The organism is Gimesia chilikensis, from assembly GCF_008329715.1.
Classification (GTDB): Bacteria; Planctomycetota; Planctomycetia; order Planctomycetales; family Planctomycetaceae; genus Gimesia; species Gimesia chilikensis.
In genome coordinates, this window is sequence record NZ_VTSR01000004.1 from 81,026 (window position 1) to 103,294 (window position 22,269).

14 protein-coding genes are annotated in these 22,269 nt (G+C 54.2%); 7 read left to right on the plus strand and 7 right to left on the minus strand.

The window, feature by feature from the left end; all coding sequences use genetic code 11:
• Positions 1 to 129 precede the first annotated feature (129 nt).
• The gene (locus tag FYZ48_RS03605; RefSeq protein ID WP_242022367.1) at positions 130 to 1,401 is read left to right on the plus strand and encodes a hypothetical protein; all 1,272 of its coding nucleotides are present in this window, start codon (positions 130 to 132) and stop codon (positions 1,399 to 1,401) included.
• A 53-nt stretch (positions 1,402 to 1,454) separates the two neighbouring features.
• On the opposite strand, the gene FYZ48_RS03610 is transcribed toward FYZ48_RS03605, so the two are convergent.
• The 3 genes from FYZ48_RS03610 to FYZ48_RS03620 form a co-directional block, all read right to left on the minus strand.
• Positions 1,455 to 4,346: a c-type cytochrome domain-containing protein gene (locus FYZ48_RS03610; RefSeq protein ID WP_149337620.1), complete on the minus strand. Its 2,892-nt coding sequence runs from the start codon at positions 4,344 to 4,346 to the stop codon at positions 1,455 to 1,457.
• Positions 4,347 to 4,408: 62 nt separating this feature from the next.
• The gene (locus FYZ48_RS03615; protein ID WP_149337622.1) at positions 4,409 to 6,913 is read right to left on the minus strand and encodes a DUF1549 domain-containing protein; all 2,505 of its coding nucleotides are present in this window, start codon (positions 6,911 to 6,913) and stop codon (positions 4,409 to 4,411) included.
• A 151-nt stretch (positions 6,914 to 7,064) separates the two neighbouring features.
• The gene (locus tag FYZ48_RS03620) at positions 7,065 to 8,441 is read right to left on the minus strand and encodes a DUF1501 domain-containing protein (protein ID WP_145041955.1); all 1,377 of its coding nucleotides are present in this window, start codon (positions 8,439 to 8,441) and stop codon (positions 7,065 to 7,067) included.
• A gap of 202 nt (positions 8,442 to 8,643) precedes the next feature.
• Here FYZ48_RS03620 and FYZ48_RS03625 point away from each other — a divergent pair, with 202 nt between their 5' ends.
• The gene (locus tag FYZ48_RS03625; RefSeq protein ID WP_145041954.1) at positions 8,644 to 9,405 is read left to right on the plus strand and encodes an AraC family transcriptional regulator; all 762 of its coding nucleotides are present in this window, start codon (positions 8,644 to 8,646) and stop codon (positions 9,403 to 9,405) included.
• 10 nt (positions 9,406 to 9,415) lie between these two features.
• On the opposite strand, the gene FYZ48_RS03630 is transcribed toward FYZ48_RS03625, so the two are convergent.
• From FYZ48_RS03630 to FYZ48_RS03645, 4 genes are all read right to left on the minus strand, one after another.
• Complete coding sequence (locus tag FYZ48_RS03630) at positions 9,416 to 10,903, minus strand: DUF1501 domain-containing protein (protein WP_149337624.1); 1,488 nt, start codon at positions 10,901 to 10,903, stop codon at positions 9,416 to 9,418.
• A 63-nt stretch (positions 10,904 to 10,966) separates the two neighbouring features.
• Positions 10,967 to 14,089: a DUF1549 domain-containing protein gene (locus tag FYZ48_RS03635; protein ID WP_149337626.1), complete on the minus strand. Its 3,123-nt coding sequence runs from the start codon at positions 14,087 to 14,089 to the stop codon at positions 10,967 to 10,969.
• A 93-nt stretch (positions 14,090 to 14,182) separates the two neighbouring features.
• Positions 14,183 to 15,841, minus strand: a complete 1,659-nt coding sequence (locus FYZ48_RS03640) for a LamG-like jellyroll fold domain-containing protein (protein WP_149337628.1) — start codon at positions 15,839 to 15,841, stop codon at positions 14,183 to 14,185.
• Positions 15,838 to 16,407 carry a sigma-70 family RNA polymerase sigma factor gene (locus FYZ48_RS03645; RefSeq protein WP_149337630.1) on the minus strand — a complete coding sequence of 190 codons (570 nt, stop codon included), beginning with the start codon at positions 16,405 to 16,407 and terminating at the stop codon, positions 15,838 to 15,840. Before FYZ48_RS03645 ends, FYZ48_RS03640 begins: the two co-directional genes overlap by 4 nt.
• 459 nt (positions 16,408 to 16,866) lie before the next feature.
• On the opposite strand from FYZ48_RS03645, the gene FYZ48_RS03650 reads away from it, so the two are divergent.
• The 5 genes from FYZ48_RS03650 (at position 16,867) to FYZ48_RS03670 (ending at position 22,254) form a co-directional block, all read left to right on the plus strand.
• The gene (locus FYZ48_RS03650; protein WP_149337632.1) at positions 16,867 to 18,105 is read left to right on the plus strand and encodes a beta-ketoacyl-[acyl-carrier-protein] synthase family protein; all 1,239 of its coding nucleotides are present in this window, start codon (positions 16,867 to 16,869) and stop codon (positions 18,103 to 18,105) included.
• A 321-nt stretch (positions 18,106 to 18,426) separates the two neighbouring features.
• A complete protein-coding gene (locus tag FYZ48_RS03655; protein ID WP_145041949.1) occupies positions 18,427 to 18,690 on the plus strand; it encodes an acyl carrier protein in 264 nt (87 codons plus the stop codon).
• 21 nt (positions 18,691 to 18,711) lie between these two features.
• On the plus strand, positions 18,712 to 20,097 hold the full coding sequence (locus FYZ48_RS03660; protein ID WP_145041948.1) for a phytoene desaturase family protein: 1,386 nt from the start codon (positions 18,712 to 18,714) through the stop codon (positions 20,095 to 20,097).
• 249 nt (positions 20,098 to 20,346) lie between these two features.
• Positions 20,347 to 21,774: a phytoene desaturase family protein gene (locus FYZ48_RS03665; RefSeq protein WP_149337634.1), complete on the plus strand. Its 1,428-nt coding sequence runs from the start codon at positions 20,347 to 20,349 to the stop codon at positions 21,772 to 21,774.
• A gap of 54 nt (positions 21,775 to 21,828) precedes the next feature.
• Positions 21,829 to 22,254 (plus strand): 3-hydroxyacyl-ACP dehydratase FabZ family protein, encoded by a 426-nt coding sequence (locus FYZ48_RS03670; protein ID WP_145041946.1) that lies wholly within the window; start codon positions 21,829 to 21,831, stop codon positions 22,252 to 22,254.
• Positions 22,255 to 22,269 lie beyond the last annotated feature (15 nt).

Consider the following 22,269-nt stretch of genomic DNA (forward strand, 5'->3'; position numbering starts at 1 on the left):
TGACAGAAGTACTTCGCAACTGATTAACTTATCTTGCTATGACGTAGACTCCTGAATTCCATCTGGAATCAGGAGTCTACTTTTCTTTCGGGTCACCTGTCAGAATCCCTGCAGGGCTGAGGCGGAACAATGAATGATTCACAATACATCACTCGCCGGGACTTGCTGGCCGGTGCTGCTGCACTCGCGTGTGGCGTTTCTACCCAACGTGGCTATGCGACTTTGAAAAATCCGGTGAAGCCAAAGTCGGTCGCAGCGGTGATTTCCATTTATGAGCCAGGGACTCACGCTGATGTGCTGATTGGGAAAATCCTGGAGGGCTGGAAACAGGATGGTGGTCCGGGACCTGCACTGAAGCTGTCATCTTTATATGTAGATCAGGTCTCCGATCGGGACCTCTCTCGCCGGATGGCTGAAAAATATAGCATACCAGTTTTCGATACGATTGAAAAAACAGTTACGGTGGGTGGGAACCAGATTCCCGTGGATGGAGTCATTAGTATCGGGGAGCACGGTGACTACCCCTTTAACGAAAAAGGGCAGCAGCTCTATCCGCGTCGTCGTTTTTTCAAAGAGATTACCGACACCTTCCGCAAGTATGAGCGGGTTGTACCTGTTTTCAATGATAAGCATCCCGGGCCGGTCTGGAATGATGCCAAATGGATGTATGATCGTGCCCGGGAGATGAAAATCCCTTTCATGGCCGGTTCTTCTCTACCCCTCACATATCGGAAACCGGAAATCAAAGTCCCCCCGGGGTCTGAAATTGAAGCGGCGGTCGGCATCGGTTACTCGGGGCTCGACATCTATGGCATTCATGCCCTTGAGAGCTTTCAGTGCCTGGTGGAACGCCGCCGGGGAGCGGAAACAGGCGTGAAATGGGTTCAATACCTGGAGGGAGCTGCCATGTGGGCCGTTCTCGATCAGGGGATTGTCTCGCAGGCTCTCTTCGATGCGGCACTCGCTGAGGTGCCGAAAGTGAGGGAAGGGGATGTCCGCAAAGATCCTGATGCGGGGCTGTTCCTGTTTCAATACAACGATGGGTTCATGGGAGCCGTTTTCATGCTGCAGTCCGTGAATCGAACGTCAGTAGCCCTGAAGCTCAAAGGTCAGCCACAACCGCTGGCGACCCAGTTCGAAGAACGTACCGAACCCGCGCATCCGCATTTCGCCTACCTGCTGAAGGCCATCGAACGCATGTTCCATACAGGACAACCCAGTTATCCTGTCGAGCGTACGCTGTTAACCAGCGGGATTCTCGATCGTACTCTGAATTCACGGTTTCAGGGCTGTAAAAAACTGCAGACGCCCGAACTGGCGATTCATTATCAGCCCGTCGATTATCCTCACGCTCCTCTGCCTGATCTGAGCTCCAACCCGTCACTGCCATTACCTGAATGAACCAGATAGACGGTCATCGAGTCCGGATGTGTCGCTTTCAAATGGTTGTCAGCTCAGTTCGATCGGTTGGCCAGCTTATCTTTCCCTTTGACGTGCAGTAGGACGGGGATGGAAGTCTGTCTGCCTTCCTGATCAGCACGCAGGTGGAACAGCCGGGTTGTTTCAGGCACCCATTTCGCGGCGGTCAGGTAGAATGTTCGTTCGCTCTGATCATCCAGCAGCAATAAACCGTTCAGGCCGATGTTGTCGACAAACACGCCGTGTGGCAGATTTCGGCCGGCATATTCACGACCAAAGCCGACGACACCTTTGTAACCATCCCTCAGCACCACGACCTTAGCGGCGATTGTTTCACCTGGATGGATCGTCAGTTCCAGCGGTTTGTCTGGGATTTCAGCCAGCTGATCTCCGGCGATGCTCAATCCGTCTGAATCGAGGGCGACCATGCGAATCATCAGACGCGGCTTCTTCTGAACCTGGACCACACCAAGAGGATTGACATTATGGCTGACTTCTTTGCCTGTGATGGTCGCGGTGGCGGAGACGTTTACACTCTTGTAACGGCTATCTGAGGGGTGGGGAGCAACCAGTGGGCCGTTCGTTTCCTCAACGGGATCGGCGTAAATTGTTCCATAAGCCCGGTCGTGACCAGCCTGAATGATGATGGGACTGGTAACATGCAGGCCAGGGGGAACATCAGAAATGTCCACGCGGATCGGACCATCAAAACCATCAATTCGCTGGGCGATCAGTTCAATTTCCTGTCCACTGCCAGCGTTGACCTTGGGATTGGCTCCATTCAGTGTCACTTTGAAATCGGGCTGACGGGGACGAACTGTCAGATCATAATGAAAATCCTGCCCTTGAAAACCTCGCACGTCCGAAACACGCACCAGGTAGGTGCCGTCCTTGGGGGCTTTGAAGATCAGTCGCGAGTCATCTCCCAGCTCGCGTCTGCCATCGTCGTTGTTCTCGTAGAAAATTGTAAACACCGGCAGTCCGTTGGGAGGTAGTTCGGTTCCCGCAGGATAGGGATCGACGATATAGCAGGGTTCGTGTAACGCATGCGTGATCGGCGAGGTGCCAAAATAGGTATAACGCCGACCGAGACCCGGATAAACGTTGAAGCCCGAGTCGGGACCACGGGGGTAGAGCCAGAGTTTGACGACTTCCCCGTTGCAATACAGGTACTCGTTCAATTCCATCTCGCGCCAGTTATGGATGCGGAAATCGTTGACGATGTTGGAATCTTTGCCGCGGAAGGTGAAATACGAGTCACGTACTGCGCGTAACAAGACTCGCGGAATCTGGTTGCCCTCAGCATTCAGAACTTCAATTTTGGAATCGAGCTTTGATTTCTTACGGGCGGCGTTAGTTTCAATCAGCCATTCCTGGCCCGCTTTGGATTGGAACTGGTACAGGTCGACATCGGTCTGTCCGGGCTGAGAGCCATTGATCAGACCGCTGGCGACGACAGAGACTCCCTTGAGAGGCGTCGCCTGCCCAGGCTGGTTGTTGGGTTCCTGTTCTTTAATCTGCACTGCTGTCGCAGAGGCCATTGGTGTGAATTCATCTGTTTCAGGAGACTGTCGGGCAATAATCTGCCCAGTCCTGCCTGCAGGAAGGTTGGAAGGTAGTGCAAACCGCTTCAGCTGTCCGTTACTGAAGCCCACGATGGCTGTCTGTGAATCGGGTGCGAAAGCGACCGACGTGGGGATTGCGGGCAGGTTTTCAATCACATGCAGTAACTGCAACTGGTCTGCATCCCAGATTTTCAGCGAACGGTCATCCGAAATGGAAGCCAGCCATTTCCCATCCGGGGAATAAGTGATCTGAATCACCGGGCTTTCATGCGCGAAGCGGGCAATCACCAGGGGATTGATTCTTGCCGACTTCCGGGAAACAAATCGCCATTTACGAATCCGGTTATCGGCTCCCGTGGCGACGATGTAGTTCCCGTCCGGGCTGAAGCTCACTGATGTCTGTTCCTTGAGAGGTTGACTCAGTGTATCCAGACGTTCTCCCGTGGCAACCTGCCAGACTTTGACCGTTGCATCCGCAGAGGCACTCGCGAGTGCCGTCGAATCCGGGCTGAATGCGAGATCAAAAATCGCACCGTTGTGCCCGCTTAACGTTCTGACTTTTTTGCCGGTTGCGATATCCCAGAGAATAATGTTGTTATCGTAACTTCCAGTCGCCAGCCATTTCTGGTCCGGGCTGACCTGTGCTGCATAGAGAACATCTTTATGGCCTACAAATTCGTGGAGCTTTTTCCCAGTACTCACTTCCCAGATGTCCGCCTGGCCGAACAACCCTGTCGTTCCCGAAGATATGATCAGCCACTTGCCATCGTTACTGAAGCGAACCGAATTCACTTTCCCGGGCAGACCTTTGATGGTGCGTACCAGTTTGTTCGATTTCCCTGAAAGCAGGTCAATCTCAGAGAAACGGGCGATGGCAATCAGGTCGCTTGCGGGAGACCAGACCAGGGACGCAATCGGTTTGGAGATTCCCTGTGCCGGTTTGATCTCAGGAACGGTCAGTTCCATTCGCAGTGGTTCCTTGCCTGAGGGGCCTTTAGCTCCCTGGTTGATCCATTCCGTCAGTACCGTGATTTCAGCAGCCGTCAGTTTCTCGCCGCTGTCTTCCGGAGGCATTACCGGTTTAAGTTCGCCCTTGATCATGCGGATCAGGCGACTCGATTGACTGTCACCCGGCAAGACCGCAGGGCCATGTTCTCCCCCTTTGAGTAGGTCAGCGAAAGTCTCTGTCGAGAATTTTCCTTCCCCGTCGTCTGCTGTATGACAGCCTTCACAATATTTGCGGAGCAGGGGGGCGACCTGTTTTGAATAATCAATGGGCGCTTCCGCAGCCGGGGCTGACTGAGGGAGAACCAGCAGCAGGCAGGCGGTAACCAGCAGGAATTTATCAGAAAGTTTCAACATGGATAGCCTCAAGTGAGCGACATTAAATCATGGTATGAATGTTGTTAATGAATTCGATCTCATCAATGGTTAAACAGAAACTCGCGGCTGCTGAGCACGCCCCAGAACAGGTCTTCTACGACTTGGCGTCTTTCGGCCTGCGGGGTCTCTTTCAGAATATTGAGCAACTGGGTATTTTCCTCTGGAGTAGGTTTCCGCGAGAGGCACAGCAGATAAATCTGCTCGACCAGTTCCTGGTCTGACTGCTTCGCATTCAGCAGTTTTGTGACCCGGCTCTCTTTGGCTTTAAGTTTGTTGTTGATGGTGTCCCCATTCGAGAGGTGCAGTACCTGAACCATCGTCGGTTCTTCGGATCGCTCGCATTCGCAGGTAATCATCCGCTCGTTGCGTCCAAAAGTCTTCAGGAAGTAGGAGATCACAGACGAATCATATAACTGAATCGCCCGGGTCCCCTTGGGGTAGAAGTCGGTTTTCTGCGGATTCGGTTCGTAATACTTTGTGAATTCATCCGGCACTTCCGTGACCTGCGAAATAGCGTCCAGCAGGACTTCGGCCATCATCCGCCGGGGGTAGTAGCGGGAGTAGAATCGTTTTTCGTCTTTGTTCTCGGGCAGTGGTTGACTGCTGCGCTGGTAAGCAGCCGACTGCAGGATGACCCGCATCAGTGCTTTCAGATCGAAGTTCTGGTCTTTCAGATAGTCGGATGCAGCTGACAGCAGCTCTTCGTTACTCGCGGGGTTTGATTCCCGCATGTCGTCCACCGCTTCGACCAGGCCGACCCCGAAGAAGTTGGCCCAGACGCGGTTTGTAATGGAACGGCTGAAGAAGGGGTTCTCTTTCGCAGTCAGCCAGTCTGCCAGATAGACGCGGCGGTCCTCGGGAGCATTGATGTCAATCGGCGCACCATCCAGCGGAGTGGGAGGCTGTGGTTTTCCGGTCAGTGGTTGTGCCAGATCCCCTTTAGTCGCTACAAACAGGGTGCGAATACCATCGCCTGAACCCTGGCTGCCACCCCAGCCCTTAGCTCGCACACGGGCGAAGAAATTAGCCATCGCGTAGTATTGGCCATTGGTCCATTTTTCGAGTGGATGGTTATGACACTTCGCACAACCGATGGCCAGACCCAGAAATGCCTGGCTCACATTTTCGGTCATGGATTCCGGATCCTGGTGGATCGCGTAAAAGTTGGTCGCGCCGTTTTCGATGCTGCTTCCCTGAGCGGTAATCAGTTCGTGAACCAGCTTGTCCCAGGGAGTGTTCTGTTTCACATGCTGATAGATCCAGTCGTGGTAGGCTTTGACTGCCTGGGGACGAATCAGTTCGCCATTGACCAGCAACAGGTCAGACCATTTGTAGGTCCAGTAATCCACGAACTCGGGGCGGTTTAACAGCTGTTCGATCAACTGGTTTCGCTTGTCCGGGCTCTGATCAGTGAGAAAAGCTTTGACTTCGGCAGGTGTAGGAAGGGTGCCTATCGTATCGATGTAGACCCGGCGGACAAATTCGGCATCGCTCGCCTGGGGAGAGGGGGGCAGGTTCAAACGTTTGAGCTGTTTGATGACCAGCTCATCAATGAAATTGTGTTTCGGAGATTTGGCATAGACGTCCGGATTGATGTCCTGCGGATAGGGAGACGTGATTTTGGAGATCGCGACTTTACTGGAGAAGATGCAGACAATCGCGCCTTCCCCATACCCGGTGACTTTGATATTTCCTGCTTCGTCTACCTGGGCGACGCTCTCGTTCACGGACGAAAACGCGGTCCAGCGGGTCACATCGCGGACAGAGTTGTCCGAGTAGCGGGCCTGGACCAGCAGACGCTGTGATTGTCCTTTGGTGAGAATCGAACGCCCGGGGAGGACCTGCAGGCTTTCGATGACAGCATCCTGTTCAGCCGGCGGTGTCGCCCCCTGTGCGATCCATTCGGAGAGAATCCGGTATTCGCGGGAATCGGTTTCGAAGCGGACGCCCCCTTTGTGCGGAACTGCTCCCGTTGGTTTGATCAACAGCAGACTGCGGGCCGGGTCAGACAGTTCAATGCGTCGTCCGCGTGCCTGTTCGACAATGGTGTGGAAGTCGCCCGGGACATCATACGCTTTCAGTGAGAGACGAAAGCCCCCTTTGCCTGCCAGGGCGCCATGACAGGGCCCCGAATTACAGCCTGTCTTAGTCAGGACCGGCTCAATATCGTTGCGAAAACTCCAGCGGTGGGGCTGGTCGAGACCACTGACGGTGACCTGGCTGGTCGATTTAGCCGAACCGGACTGGACAGTAATCTGGGCTGTGCCATTCCCGACCGGGACCGCGGTCTGGTCTTCAATCTTAACGACGTCTGGATTACTGGATGTCAGCTGGAATGGAGTCGTGACCGGTCCAGTGACTTCGTCATTGGTCAGTGTCTGCACCGAAAGCCCCTGGCGGGCTTCACTGCCACGCAGATCGATGGTTTGCGGGAACAGCTTGATGGCGGTGTCTGTTTGAGCTGCGGCCTGAGAGTGTGCAGGGCAGAGCACGCCAGCAAGGCAGGCGACGAGCAGGATGGATAAGACAGATGTTCGAGGAGTCATTGAGCACTTCTCTTCGTGTTATAATTAAAACAGTCGTGGTTTGATCAAAGTACGTAACGGCCGCGCAGCGACAAGGGCAGTTTGTTCCTCGTTAGAGTGAGGAACTCAACGTCTATTTAGTCTCAGTTGAGGTTTGAACTGAGGTTACGCGTTAAAACAGTTCACGGATTTCCTGCTTACCCACATCCACCAGCGGGAAGGGGCGACCGGCGGGGCCGGGGAGCACCGTGTGCAGATCGAAGCCGAGGCTGTGGTAAACGGTCGCTGCCAGGTCCCCGGGAGAAACCGGTCGATCTGCAGGAACACCACCAATCGGATCGCTGCTGCCGACCACGCGTCCACCCTGGACGCCTCCGCCGGCAAAGTAACAGGTAAAACATTGAGGCCAGTGGTCACGGCCTCCGGCTGGATTGACTTTCGGGGTACGGCCAAATTCCGCCACGTTGCAAACCAGGGTTTCGTCCAGCATGCCCCGGTCGTACAGATCTTCAATCAAGGCGCTGTAAGCCTGGTCGTACATAGGGGCAACGATATTCTTCATCCCCTCAATGGAGGTGAAAGGTTTCGAGCCGTGAATATCCCAGGTGATTTCGTTGAACACGGTCAGGAAAGTGTTGATCGTTACGAAACGCACACCGGCTTCCACCAGACGACGGGAGAGCAGACAGCATTGCCCGAAGCGGTTCATGCCGTAACGTTCGCGGACCTTCATGGGTTCTTTGGAGAGGTCAAAGGCTTCGCGGGCCTCTTTACTGGTCATCAGACGATAAGCCGAGTGAAAATTGCCGTTGAGCAGTTTGGCGTCTTCGGTCGATTCAAAATGATCGATCGTACTGTCAACCACGTCGCGGATTTTACGACGACGTTCCAGACGGGCCGAGCCAATTTCCTGGGGAGGCAGCATGTCGGGAACTTTAAAGTTCGGCTTGGAAGGATCAGCCATCAAGGCAAATGGATCGTGAGCTTTACCCAGGAAGCCCCCCGCCTGACCATTGGGCAAATTTCCACCGCCGCGGCCCATTGTTTCGGGGAGGACGACGTTGGCGGGCAGGTCGGTTTTACGCCCCCGCAGATAATCGACCACCGAGCCGATGTGAGGAGTATTGATGCCACCCGTGAAGAGTCGACCGGTCTGCATCATCTGCCAGCCGGCATCGTGGACGGCTGCCGCGGTATGATAACAGGAGCGAACCAGCGAAAACTTGTCGGCGACGCGCGCATGCAGCGGGAAAATTTCGGAAATATTGATATCGGGGGAGGCCGTATCAATGGGCTTAAAGGGACCCCGGATTTCGGACGGCGCCTCCGGCTTCATGTCGAAGGTGTCGAGCTGACTGGGGGCACCCAGATTGAAGATCATAATCGCCGCACGGTTGTCGTTCTTCTTGTCGACCATCCCGCGTTCTTTGGCTTCGAGGTACTGTGGCAGTGAGAGCCCCATAGCGCCTAATGTACCGACTTGCAGAAAGTCTCTGCGGGTGACTCCGCTACAGGTATGCGCTGTGCCTTTGCCAGTGAACTTCAGCATGATGAACCTCAATCTGTGGAATACGAATTAGGATCTGTCAGCGGTGGGGTCCGGCTATAAATTTTAGTCAGACGGAATCTGAACCACTGCGCGAATTTCCTACTCGCGCAAGAAATCCCTGATTCGTTTATTTTCGCATATCGTAGACGCAAAGATCAACATCGTCTTGTACGAATGACGCATAAATTTGTATTATTTACGCATGCAAGATCCTCAGAAATTCCGCGACGATTTCCTGAAACGCCTTGACAACAAACTCCATCTGGAAGAACTCTTTAACTACATTCCCGATGCTTATTTCTTTGCCAAGGACGCACAGGGACGTTTTATCAATATCAGTCGTGCCTGGATGGATGTGCGAGCGATCCCCCGCGAGGAAGACATCATCGGCAAGACCGATTTCGACATCCATCCCCAGGATCTTGCAGAACAATACGTGGCTGAAGATCAGCGGGTGATGGAATCCGCCACCCCACTCCCCAACCAGGTCTGGTTAATTCCCGATCGCCAGGGAAATCTGAAATGGTATCTCTGCAGTAAGATTCCCCTGTTCGGCGATGGCGGCAAGGTGATTGGCGTGGCCGGCGTGCTACGCGACATCAAAGTTGCCGGCTCCGAATTTCAGTCTTACCAGGAACTCGACCAGGTGATCGCTTACGTTCTGGAACATTACCAGGAACGCATCCAGATTTCCGAACTGGCCGATCTGATCTTTCTTTCTGTCAGTCAGCTCGATCGGAAATTTAAAAAGCTGTATCAGATTACTCCTCAAAAATATATTCTGCGGGTCCGCATCAACGCCGCCTGTCAGCTGCTGACGCGAACCGAAAAACGCGTGTCCGAAATCGCCCTCGAATCCGGATTTTATGATCAGAGTTATTTCACCAAACAGTTTGTCAACCTGATGGGGCTCTCTCCATCCGAGTACCGTAAACGTTTTCGGCAAGAGACGGAGATGGCCTGATTCACATTGGTCAGGCAATCAATTCATCAATCACGTGACCACCCACATCAGTCAGGCGGAACCGGCGTCCGCTGTAGAGGTAGGTCAGCTTTTCATGATCCATTCCCAGCAGTCGTAAGATCGTGGCGTGCAGATCATTCACATGTACTTTGTTCTCCGCTGCTTTGAAGCCGATCTCATCGGTGGCTCCATATGTCGTTCCTGCTTTGACGCCACCGCCGGCCATCCAGGTGGTAAACGCATGCGGATTATGATCGCGTCCCGGGTTGGCCCCTTTCTGAGCGATCGGCAGGCGGCCAAATTCACCACCCCAGATCACCAGCGTTTCGTCAAGCAGGCCGCGGGCTTCCAGGTCACCCAGCAAAGCCGCGATCGGCTGATCGGTTTCGCCGGCGAAGCCGCTGTGATTCCCTTTGATGTCCTGGTGGCCGTCCCAGCTCCGTTGATTCTCCATTCCGCCGGAGTAGATCTGTACGAAGCGGGTGCCCCGTTCCACCATTCGCCGTGCGATCAGACACTGTTTTGCGAAGTGCTCACACTGTTTGTTGCCAATCCCGTACTGATCCTGCAGGTGTTTCGGTTCCTTCGAAATGTCTAATGCTTCGGGAGCCGCACTCTGCATGCGATAGGCGAGCTCGAAACTTTCGATGCGGGCTGCGAGTTCCTGGTCTCCTTCGTTCTGTTCCAGATGCTGTCGATTAAGTGCTTTTACGAGATCAAGCTGCGAACGCTGGCGTCCTTTGTTGGTTAATACTGACGGAGGTTGCAGGTTGTCGATGGGCTCACCGGTTGGTCTGAGATACGTTCCCTGGTAAACGCTGGGCAGAAACCCGGCGCCCCAGTTCAGGCTGTGTCCTTTGGGGAGTCCGCGTCCCAGGGGATCGGACATCACCACGAAAGCCGGCAGGCTGTCACTTTCAGAACCCAGTCCGTAAGTGACCCAGGAACCGACACAGGGATGCCCCATTTTGGGGACGCCGCAATTCATCATGAACAGCGCGGGGCTGTGATTGTTTGATTCTGTATGCCCCGAGTGAATGAAGGCCATCTTGTCGACATGCTGGGAGAGGTGCGGGAAAATATCCGAGACCCATTTCCCTGATTCGCCATGCTGTTTGAATTTGAAGGGGCTTTTCATCAGCGGTCCGACCGCGTTTTGAAAGAAGCCGGTCTTGTTGTCAAACCCTTCCAGGGCCACGCCATCCCGCTTTTCCAGTTCGGGTTTATAATCCCATGTATCGACCTGGCTCGGTCCACCATTGATAAACAGCCAGATGACCGCTTTCGCTTTCGCGGGCATATGCGGTTCCTTCGGTGCCAGCGGATTGTTGGGACGCACAGCCGGAGCGGCCTGGCTGGTTTCCAGGAGTCCCTCCTGTTGCAGCAGGCTGAGCAGGCCCAGCGTACCGATACCGCTGCCGGCCCGTTTTAGCAGCTGTCGGCGGGCCAGTAACTGGTTGATTGAAATGGTCGGCAGTTCTGTGATGGGTTGTGACATCCTGTTTCTCCGGATAATTCGATTGAACTGTGTATTTAAAACTGGTCTCACAGAAAGTCGCGTTTAGTTGGGATAGATGAATTCATTGGTACTGAGCAATGCATGTGTAAAGTCGGTTAACGCCAGCAGTCGTGGTTCCGCTTGCTTCTCCGCGGTATAGGACTGCTCGTGCTGTTTGATAAACTCGACTGAAATCGCTGTTTCACTGGCGGTCGGCTTTCGTCCCAATGCGATCTGGTAGGCATCAGCGACTGCCTGTTCCAGTGAGTCGGGCTGTTGCTGCTGGATCCGCTTGGCGAAGGACTTCGCACTCTCGCGGATAAAGTCGGCATTCATGAACAGCAGGGCCTGCGGGGCAATGGTGGTGCTCGAGCGTTGACCAATGCTGACCAGTGCTTCCGGGGCATCAAAGAGTTGCATCATCGGAATCAGCTGACTCCGTTTGATTTTGAAATAGATGCTGCGACGCTGGTTATCGGTCTTCAGCGAACCGGGGCCGTACATGGTTGTATCCAGACGATCGCCGACATACAGAATCGAATCGCGAATGGCTTCCCCTTCCAGACGCTGAGGTGTACGACGCCAGTGCAGCTTGTTTTCGGGATCTATCTTTGCCTTGTCTGCATCGAAATCGGTCGACTGTCGATACGTAGCGCTGAGCATGATCTCTTTGTGCAGCGGCTTGAGGTGCCACTGGTGTTTGATGAGCTGGTTCGCCAGGAAGTCGAGCAGCTCCGGATGTGTGGGGCGCTCTCCCTGCAGTCCAAAGTCGTTCGGCGTGCTGACGATGCCGGCTCCCATATGATGCTGCCAGAGTCGGTTCACCAGCACCCGGGCCAGCAGCGCACCAGCGCCCTGATTGGTATCGGTCATCCAGTTGGCCAGTGAAGTACGTCGATACGAGGTGGTCGCGGACTGCGGAGGTTCTTCAATCCACTTCTGTTCCTGTTTTGGGTTTCGCATCAGTACCTGCAGGAAACCCTGTTCGGCGACTTTCCCCTTTTGATCGGTGTCACCCCGCGTCAGGTAGTATGTAACGTCGAAGAAGTCTTTTCCCTGGGTGTGGTGCCGAACCGGTTTGATTTCTGGACCTTCACTGCAGATCATGACTTTCGTCAACGCGGGCTGTGGTTCTGTTTTCAGGTGCTGTTCGACCTTGCCGGACAACGCGACCCATTCCGAATCCTGTTCGCGATAGTAGCGCTTGAGAATCTGTTTTAATCCTGCATTCAGCTTTTTCTGGTCTCCCTGCTCTACTAACTGCAGGGCCTGGGCCAGCTGTTCGGGACTGCCGGTTCCCGTTTTGACAGGAGGAGCACTAGCACTGCTGACCGAGAATCGTGGGTGTCCGATACTGTGATTCACGTTGTTGGTAAATGACATGGTGATTGTCAGCTCGGTTTCGCCTGTGAACTCCAGCGGCTTTTCCAGGTCGAAGACAATCGCCTGATCCTTGCCGATTCCGCCCAGGTCAACGGCCCAGCCGGAACCGTATTGTCCATCGATGGCACTCGCTGCAGAGAGCGTGGTCTTGTTCTGTTCGTGCGTCGCACGGGCGTTGGTCAGCTTCAGGTCCTGGCTCTTTGCCTCTTTTTCATTCAGTGATTTGGCTTTGACTTTAAATGCGGTTAGCGAGAAGTTGCCGTTCACCGCGCGACCGGGTCCCTGGTGGGGCAGGCTGCGATGCGTCAATGTTTCCAGACGAATCGAACGCAGGGGGCTCACACTGGTTTTCAGGCGGAAGGTAAAGTGATCCTGGTTGATGTTCGGGCCGCTGACCAGGATCGAGCCATCTTCGAGTTTTTCAAAGCGGGCTTTCCCCTTAGATGAATGGCTGGTGACTTCGGGGACAATCCACTGATCCAACTGACTCCGATCGACTTTACCCTGCGTGAGCCACTGTTCAAACTGCGGGTTGAGCTGATTCGCTTCGTAGTCGCGCAAGGCTTTGACGAGTGGAGCGTGTGCCTGGTCAAAGGCGGCCTTCTCTCTCTGATATTTTTCGGGATCGAGATCGATTTCAATCTCGGTGCGGACGGTCGTGGTGAATGTCGAGAGCATCCGGTAGTAATCGCGGGTGGGGATGGGATCAAACTTATGATCGTGGCAGCGGGCACAGCCCACGCTCAGTCCCAGCATAGCCAGACCGGTGGTGTTGAGCATGTCATCCAACGCGTCATAGCGGGTGCGTTCCACTTCATTGGCAGTGATCTGGGTTGGAAAAACACCTGCGCCCAGAAAGCCGGTCGCCATCAGTGCCAGCGGATTTTCAGGAGCGATTTCATCCCCGGCCAGCTGCCAGCGGACAAACTGATCGTAAGGCATGTCCTGGTTGAGGGCTTTGATCACAAAATCGCGGTAGTGATAAGCATAGTTGCGGTCGTAGTCGTGTTCGAAGCCGTGGCTCTCTGCGAAACGGGCGATGTCGAGCCAGTGTCGCGCCCAGCGTTCCCCGTAGCGGGGACTGTTGAGCAGCCGATCGATCAGTTTTTCATAGGCGTCGGGACTCTGATCTGCCAGGAATTCTTCGATTTCCGCAGGTGTGGGGGGGAGGCCGATCAAGTCGAAATAAGCGCGGCGGATGTAGGTCCGTTTGCTGACCTCTGCGTTGGGGGTTAAACCTTTGGGTTGCTGGGCAGCGAGGATGAACTGATCGATCTCATTGTGGGCCCAGTCGTTGGATTTCACTGTTGGGACGGCAGGTTGACTCAGCGGTTGAAATGACCAGAACTTGCGATCGGCGTCTGTTACTGCGAGTGGGCCGGCTTCTGCTTTGTTGCCAGTGGCCAGCGGTTTGTCGTAGGGTGCGCCCAGGTCGATCCATTTCGAGAGGCTGGCAATCTCTTTGTCGCTGAGCTTCTTCTCCTTGAGCGGCATGTAGGGCTCTTCGCGGTGTTCGACCAGAGCCATCAGGTAGCTCTCTTTGCCGGTCTTTTCAATCATACCGCTGTCGAGCAGCTTCTTACGGGTGGAGAGGTCAAAGTCTCCTTTGACAGATTGGCCCCCATGACATTTCAGACATTTTGCAGCCAGCAGGGGGCGGACTTCCTTCTTGAACAGTTCCAGTCCCTGCTGCATCCGTTTCGCATGGTCAGCGGGGAGCACCGGTTTCTTTTCGGCGGCGGTCAGTGCGCTGCTGGACAGGCTGGCGATTAACAACATGAGCGCGATGGTAAAATTTCGCATCAATGCCTCTTCGTCTGGAAGTTTCAGCGGGAATGAAGTTCTGGTGTGTCAGGTCTCTTTATCTATGTCACAAAAGTGGAGCCGGGAAATCAATTACGAACCTGGTTTTCCGGCCTGGTAAAGTCTGGAAATCTCGTCTGCGGAAAGTGCCCGACCAAACAGGGCAAACTCGTCCAGGCGGCCATTCAGACTGCGAATGCTGTGAGCGCCCGAGTGATTCTGGGGACGCCAGTTTCCGATTTCCGCAGGCCCAATGACCAGCGGGACCGGCTTCTCTATTTTATGGTGGCTGACGGGATCGCCGTCCAGATAATGCACGACCTCTCGCTTCTGCTGATCGTAAACCGTGACCAGGAAAATCCAGCGGCCCAAATCGGTGGGCTGCAGCACGACGGGGGAGAAAAAGTTCTTCACCTCGCCAGTATTCACGCCGAGGATGATCTCCCCTTTGTCGCTTAACTGCCAGTGGGGATTACCGGGTTTGAAGCCATCGGTGAGCATCAGGGAACTCAACCAGCGGTCGAAGCCCTCGATGCGAACCCAGGCCATAAATGTGAGGGACTGGTATTCCCCCGGAATCTGCAGCCGTACACGGTCACTGGTTCGTTTGAATTCGAGTCCCTGTTTATCGGGCCAGCGACCTGAAGTCCACTGACAGCCGACAATCGCGCCGTCTGTCGCAGAGGACAACGGCTGCCGGGCTTTGTTCTTCAGTGTCCTGACCCAGTTCGATGGCTCTTCAAAGTCATAGTAGGCGAGCAGGCTCGGATCGTTCTTGAGACGCTGATTCTGCTCACGCCAGTGTGAGAGCTGCTGTTCCTGCTGACGGGCCGCGAGTTGAGAAAGTTCCTCGAGGTCGATCAACGGTCGGATTGCTTCCTGTAACTCGTTGAGCGTTCCCTGGGCATCGAAGTTGACTCCTTCCCCGGTCGTCAGGCTCTGTAGTGGTGGAGCACTTTGCTGCTGGTTGGCAGCGTGCAGTTCGACCTTGCCATCAATGACTTGCACCTGTCCGTTCCCGGTTTCATCCAGGGAGAGGGTAAATTCCGTACCCAGATCGACCACGTTCAGTCGGGAGGTGGCGACGGAAAATCCCTGAGCCTGTTCTGGAACAGAGGCACGCACCTTTCCGTATTCACAGAAGGCTTTGAGGGGAGAGATCAGTTTGATCGCCGCGGGACCTTCGATGAGCACCGAGGCGCCGCTGATCATCTCGACCTGAATCTTACCGCTTTTCAGTTTCAACCAGCCGGCCGACAGACCGGCACCAGCCTGGAGATCGCGGGGTGTTTCCCACTCAACGCCCACGGCCTGCGTGAGCAGAGCGATGTGATCGGTTTGTGGTTCACTGGCAACAGGAGAGGCTTCAGAAGATTTCGTTTCGGGAACATTAGCGATGTGTGATTCTTGTCCAGATCCAATGCTCCAGCCGGCGTAATAGGAGAGCGAAAGCAGAAGGGTTGCCGCGACGACTGAGGAGATTAATAAAAGTACAAACCGAGAGGCATTCCACTGGGAGTCAGTTCGCGGCTCAACATGCTGTGGGACCCACGGATCGGCGTCTCGTGTCTCGGCGGCCCAACTGGCCAGGCCGGAATGCACCTGCAGATAGTCAATGTAGAGCTGACGCTGGTCGGCATCCTCTTTGAGAATCTGCTCCAGTTCCATCTGCTCGGATTCGCTGATGGTTTCCTGGAGCAGGGCATCGATCAGCTGAACGGTTCGATTGTCGGAAGAAGAGGATGAATTCATGAGCCTGCCTCCGTGGATGGTAGTGACTGCTGCATGCAGTCCATGAGTTTCAGGCGCAGACGCGCCAGCTTTTTGTAGATCGCATCGCGGGAGCGGCCCAGTTGATCAGCGACTTCCTGAATCGTCTGCGGACCATGATAGCAGTCGAGAATCAGTTTTCGGTTCTCATGGTCCAGTTTCTGAATGCAGTCCTGTAGAGCCTGTTTTCGTTGTTCTGACTCCGGCAGCGACTTGTTCTGCTGAGCTGCGATCAGCGAGAGGACTTCATCGGAGAAATAATGACGGTCCCGGCTCTGAACCCGTTGGAAGTTCTTCACCTCGTAGAAGGCGATCCCGCAGGCCCAGGATGCAAAACTCTGAGACGCATCGAAGGTCTGCCATTTCCGCCACAGGACCAGGCAGGTCTGCTGGAACACATCTTCCGCATCGGTCTGGTGCGGCAGCAGCGTACCGATAAAGCCCCGGATCAGGCTGTGATGCCGGGCCAGCTGAGAGACGAAATGCTCATCAGGTACAGCGCCTGCCGTCGTTTCAGGATTTCCGGTTGTATCTCGGTTTGAGTCCATACTGATAATCGTACACAAGGTCGGAGATTGGACGGCTCGAAAACGCTTTTTTCCCGATGAGGAGGGAATCAACGTCTCTGCTTTTGTATAAGTCCCTGTTTTGTATTGCTTTATAAGAATCTCGATTATACCAGTCTTTTCCACGCTTTACAGAAGATTTGATTCTCCCAGCGACAGATTGACCGACAGACAGTTGTTCAACAGTTGCGACCTCTGGGACAGTGCTTCATCGCGGTCATTTGATTTCAGGGAAAAAGATTTTCAGACACGGAACGTTTTCAGAACTGTCCCGCATTCTAGATCGAATCACAAATCTCGCTGGTCGCCCCACTTGCGAGTTTACGGTAGAACGGGTACTCTCCTTGAGTTATCATTTAACATTTCACCCTGCGCGGCGGTCTCTGCCGGGCAGCCTGTAATCTTCGTGACAACATACATCGATCAGAGTGGTATCAATCAATGGATGATCAAAGCCGGATTGTCATTACCGGAATTGGCCTGACAGCTCCGAATGGCAATAACCTGGAGGAATTTCGGCAAAGTCTGCTGGCAGGACGTTCGGGTGTTGTAGATTATGACATTCGTTACATGGGGCATGTCCTCGCGGGTGTCTGTGATTTCGATGAATTGCGTTATCAGAAACGCAAAGAAGTCCGCCGGGGAACGCGTGCGGGCTCCATCGCTGTCTACTGTGCGAACGAAGCCGTCAATCAGTCCGGCCTCGACTGGGAAAATGTCGCCCGCGACCGCGTCGGCGTTTATCTCGGCATTACCGAGCACGGCAACGTTGAGACCGAGAACGAAGTCTACGAAATTTCGCAGTTCGATTACGATACAAAAGTCTGGTCGCACCACCATAATCCCCGTACTGTGGCGAATAACCCGGCGGGGGAAGTCACGCTGAATCTGGGGATCACCGGCCCGCACCTCACGCTCGGCGCCGCCTGTGCTGCCGGGAACGCTGGATTTATTCAGGGCGTGCAGATGCTGCGGCTGAACGAAGTCGATCTGGCCCTGTGTGGTGGTGTTTCTGAGAGTATTCACACGTTTGGAATCTTCGCCAGCTTCCAGAGCCAGGGCGCTCTGGCCGTCAATGAAGATCCCACCAAAGCCTGTCGTCCCTTCGACGTGAACCGGAATGGAATCGTCGTTGCCGAAGGGGGCGCGGTCTGCACGTTGGAACGTCTTCCCGACGCATTGGCACGTGGAGCTACTATTTACGGTGAAATCGTGGGCTACGCCATGAATTCCGATGCCAGCGATTTCGTGCTCCCCAACTCCTCGCGTCAGGCGGAATGTATTCGGCTGGCCCTCAATCGGGCGGGGCTGGAACCTTCCGATATTGATATCCTGAGCAGTCATGCCACCGCCACCCACCAGGGAGATATCGAGGAAGCCAAGGCACTTGCCTCCGTATTTGGAGATTGCCCTAAGCTGGCGATTAACAATACCAAGAGCTTTATCGGCCATGCGATGGGCGCTGCGGGGGCTCTCGAACTGCTGGGGAATCTGCCCGCCTTTGACGATGGCATCGCGCATGCGACTTTGAACCTGGATGACCTTGATCCGGAGTGTAAACTCTCACAGATCGTAGCCAATGAGCCACGACAGATGGAACAGGTTGAATGCATTCTGAATAACTCCTTCGGGATGTTGGGAATCAATTCGGTTCTGATCGTGAAAAAGTACGCTACCTGAACTGAACGGTAGACATACCCCGCTTTTCCACTCTGCGCAGTCTGATTCTCTGTCGAAACTGAGCTTCCTTTCGTAATTAAGCCGCTCCTGTGCAGATTTTCTGAAAAACTCTGTGTTCTTATGACCTGAGTCGGTTTAAATCTCAGTTTAAATCAAGTTATAGTATTTTCCCCGAGGGGCGGGTTTTTGTTTCCCGGCTTCTAGCGGGGAGGTTGTTGGTTTGCTATAAGTGGCTTCCCCTCTCTGGGTTTCGCGGCGGATCTGTACATATCGCCGCTGGAAATCGACGTTACAGGATTTTAGAAAGTTTGGAGTTTCTGCATGGCGCCGGAACAAATCAGATCGGTTATCTTGGATATCTTGGCTCGAATTGCTCCCGATGAAGATCTTTCGGAACTCGATGATAGCGTTCCTTTTCGGGATCAGATGGAACTGGACAGCATGGACTTTCTGGATATCGTCATGGAGCTGCGAAAGCTCTATCGCGTGCAGATTCCGGAAGAAGACTACGGCGAACTGGTAACCATGGACAGCACCGTGACCTACCTGACTCCCCTCCTGAAGGATGCTGAAAGCACCGTCTGATTCTCCAACCTTCCCGACGCCATGACCTACGATTCGATTATTATTGGTGCCGGCCTTTCCGGGCTGGCTGCAGGAATCCGACTGGCGTACTATGGGAAGCAGGTGTGCATCCTCGAACGGCACACCACCATTGGCGGATTGAACTCCTTCTATCGCCTGCGCGGTCGCAATCATGATGTCGGTCTGCACGCCGTCACCAACTATTCGCCTCCAGGTGGAAAACGGGGCCCCCTGAATAAGATTCTCAGGCAGCTCCGTTTTCAGTGGGATGACTTCGACCTCAGCCCCCAATGTGGCTCTTCGGTCGTCTTCCCCGGACATACTCTGCGGTTCAATAATCAATTCGATTATTTCGAAGCCCAGATTGCCGAACAGTTTCCCAGTCAGATCGACGGCTTCCGCCGACTCGTTGCGGACATCGACTCTCACAACATCGGCGATCTCGGACAGACCTGGATCTCGGCCCGCAAGCGCATGGCCGAACAGATTTCCGATCCGCTGCTGATCAACATGCTGCTCTGCCCGCTGATGTTTTACGGCAGTCCTTCCGAGCACGATATGGACTTCAACCAGTTCGTGATCATGTTCCGCAGCATCTATCAGGAAGGTTTTGCCCGCCCCTATAAAGGCGTGCGGCTGATCCTCAAAAACCTGGTCCGCAAATTCAAAGAGCTCGGCGGTGAACTCAAGCTGCGTGCCGGCGTTCAGCAATTGCTCACCGACGGTCAGCATGTGAATGGCGTCATGCTCGATGACGGGCAGATCCTCCAGGCTAAAAACGTGCTTTCCTCGGCTGGATCCGCGGAAACACTCAAGCTCTGTGGGGCTGATGTCACAGCAGATGAACGTTTTACGCCGGGGGAAATATCGTTTGTCGAAACGATCTCCGTGCTCGATCAACAGCCTGCGGAATTCGGACACGAGGAGACGATTGTCTTCTACAATGAATCGGAAGACTTCTATTACGAGCAGTCCAAAGATCCGGTCGACGTTCGCAGCGGCATTATCTGCTCGCCTAATAATTTCGAGTACGATCAGCCGCTCGAAGAGGGATCGATCCGCATTACAGCTCTCGCGAATCCCGATTACTGGATGAATCTCCCCGAAGACAAGTACGTCGCTGAGAAGAAATACTGGTACGATCAGATTCTCGAGTCCTCGATGCGTTACATCCCCGACTTCCGACCGCATGTTATCGATGTGGACACGTTCACACCCCGCACCATTAAGAAGTTTACCGGGCACATCAACGGCTGTGTGTACGGGGCGCCACAGAAAATCCTGGATGGTACCACCCCTTTCGACAACCTCTTTCTGTGTGGCACCGATCAGGGCTTCCTCGGCATTATCGGTTCGATGCTTTCCGGGATCAGCATTGCTAATCTGCACCTGCTGAACGCGAAGTGAGCCGATTACCGGTTTTCTGACATGCTGTACCTCTGCTTCACTGTGCGATAAATCCGCTATTTCTATAACTCTGCGGCTGCGAATTGTCACACTTTTGTCACAGTATTCTCTTTTACTCTGGTATAGTAGACAAAGCCCCTGATTTTCGATAAACAGGAGAAGCAATGTTGTCATCTTACGCCCGGGCATGAGTTCCTTCATGGTCCCGTTTTTTCTTCTCTGCTGATTTAAATACGACGCTGAATTATTATGGCCAAAGACTTTTTGAAAGACGCAAAAGACGAATACGATGTCATCGTCATTGGTAGTGGTCTGGCAGGCATGACCTCCGCCAATATTCTGGCCCGGCAGGGGTATTCCGTGCTGCTGCTGGAACATCATTACCAACTGGGAGGCATGGCCACCTGGTTCAAACGGCAGAACGGGCACATCTTTGATATCTCTCTCCACGGCTTCCCCTACGGCATGCTCAAGAGCTGCCGGAAATACTGGACCCAGGAAATCGCAGATAACATCGTCCCCCTGCGAGGCGTCCGCTTTGAAAATCCGCAGTTCTCGCTGGAGACCACCTTCACCCGTGATGACTTCACCCGCCTGCTGATCGAAAAATTCGGCATCGAATCCGAAACCGTCAAGAACTTCTTTGATACTGCCCGTAAGATGAACTTCTTCGATGATCAGGGCAAAACCACTAGAGAACTGTTCGAAGAGTTCTTCCCCGGCCGCGATGATGTCGTCCGCCTGCTCATGGAACCGATCTCCTACGCCAACGGTTCGACTCTCGAAGATCCTGCGATCACCTACGGCATCGTCTTCTCGAACTTCATGCAGAAGGGCGTCTACACCTTCCGCGGCGGTACCGATCACCTGGTCAAACTGATCAAGGCTGAAATGGAACGCAACGGCGTCGATGTCCGCATCCGCACCCAGGTCGAAAAGATCGAGGTCACTCCGGATCGTCGAGTGACCGGCGTCGTGGTCAACGGACGTCGCATTGGCTGTAAAGCCATCATGTCCAACTCGAACATCAAAGGCACCATCCTCAATCTCGTTGGCGAAGAACATTTCGATCCCGAATACGTTGAGGAAACCAAAGCCGTCCGCCTTAACAACAGCAGTACCCAGGTCTATATCGCTCTCAAGCCGGGCGACGAACTTGATTTCTGCGGCGACCTGCTCTTCCATTCCGAGCACAAAGGCTTCGATATCAAAGCCATGCTCAGTAAGGATGTCAGCAGCCGCACCTTCTCGTTCTACTACCCTGAGACCCGCCCCGGCAGCGAACGCTCTCTGATCGTCTCGTCGACCAACGCGAATTTCAGCGACTGGGCTAATCTTCCCGACGACCAGTACGAAGCCGATAAGAATCACCTGATCGAGACGACCCTCGACTGCCTTGAACAGTACGTTCCCAACATCCGCGAACGTGTGGACCACCTCGAAGCTTCCACCCCGCGGACCTTCCAACGCTACACGCAGCACCTGCAGGGAGCCTCGTTCGGAACCAAGTTCGAAGGGCTCAAGGTCAGCAAGGAACTGCCCGAACAGATCGAAGGCCTGTACCATGCCGGCTCGGTCGGAATCATCATGTCGGGCTGGCTCGGCGCTGTGAATTACGGCGTGATCGTCAGTAACGACGTCGATAAATACCTGACACCCGCTGCCGCCAGCATCTGAACCGCAGCCCCTGTTCGCACAGACCCGCTCACACAATAGAAACGGATTGATCTCGTGAATCTGGATGAAATCAAAGCCTGTATTCCGCACCGGGAACCTTTTCTGTGGCTCGATGAAGTCGTCGCGCTGGAAGAAAACAGCATCCACGCCCGCAAGTTCGTCTCACCCGATCTGGACCTCTTTCAGGGACACTATCCCGATCACCCGGTCCTGCCTGGCGTGATCCTCTGTGAAGCTGCGATGCAGGCCGCCGCTGTCTTTATCGCGAAGACAGACGCCCCGTCCAGCGACAAAGTACCCGTTGCCACCCGGCTGAACAACACCAAGTTCCGCCGGATGGTCAAGCCGGGGGAGACGATTGATATCCAGGTGACTCTCAGTGAAAAAATGGGCGGTGCCTGGTTCTTTACCGGCAAACTCTCGGTTGGTAAAGAGACCGCTGTCCGTCTTGAATTCGCCGTGACCGCAGCTGAGGCTTAAAGCGAATCGCTCAAC